The following is a 715-nucleotide window of genomic DNA, read 5'->3' on the forward strand; positions in this document are numbered from 1 at the left end:
CCTTCCTTGTAACATCCTTCTCTAAGTGGGCAAACCTTACACTTCTCTACATTAAAGAAATAGCTATCAACTTGATTGCTCACTCCGTTCTTTTTTCCTCCCCGAACTTTTCTGATAGCCAAATGGCCTGCTGGACAGACAAACATCCCTGCGTCCTTGTTAAAGTGGAAGTGTTCTCCCTCTTTCCTGCATCCCTGGCTAACTGCTGGATTCAATTTAGCGATGATATCAATGTTCTGTTCTTTTGCCAGTTGAAGGTTGTCCTTTCCAGAATATGCAGCATCACCTATTATAGTATCCACTTCCATTCCATTCTGCCTACTGATCTCCAATAACCGGGGCAGTTCCGGACCATCACCTTTTTCGCCCGTAGTAACGACCGCTGCTGTGATGATGCGTTCCTCGGTCATCGCCARATGTGTTTTATAACCAAAGAAACTGCTGTCTACAGATTTATATCCAAGCCTGGCTTCATCGTCCTTAGAGAGCAGATAGTATTCCTTTGTGTCCTCGATGGTTTCCTTCAACAGGTTCAGCTTTTCCTTTACAGCCGGTATTTCACTGATGGATTGATCCTGATCCAGCACTCTCTGTAATTCCCTGCAGTAGGTAAGTTCTTGGTCCAGGTCGTTGGACTCGTTCTTTTGTGGCAGACGCCCTTTGTAGTCCTCATCTATCTGATATATCGCTTTCCTTAACAGCTTGGAACGCTCCT

The 715-nt window shown here is 45.1% G+C and carries 1 protein-coding gene; it reads right to left on the reverse strand.

Features of this window, described 5'->3' with window-relative positions:
• The coding region (locus CRJ00_RS02090; protein ID WP_144038061.1) for a transposase at positions 1 to 715 on the reverse strand (715 nt) is incomplete at both ends.

This window comes from Sphingobacterium sp. 1.A.4, from assembly GCF_002734245.1.
Lineage (GTDB): Bacteria > Bacteroidota > Bacteroidia > Sphingobacteriales > Sphingobacteriaceae > Sphingobacterium > Sphingobacterium tenebrionis.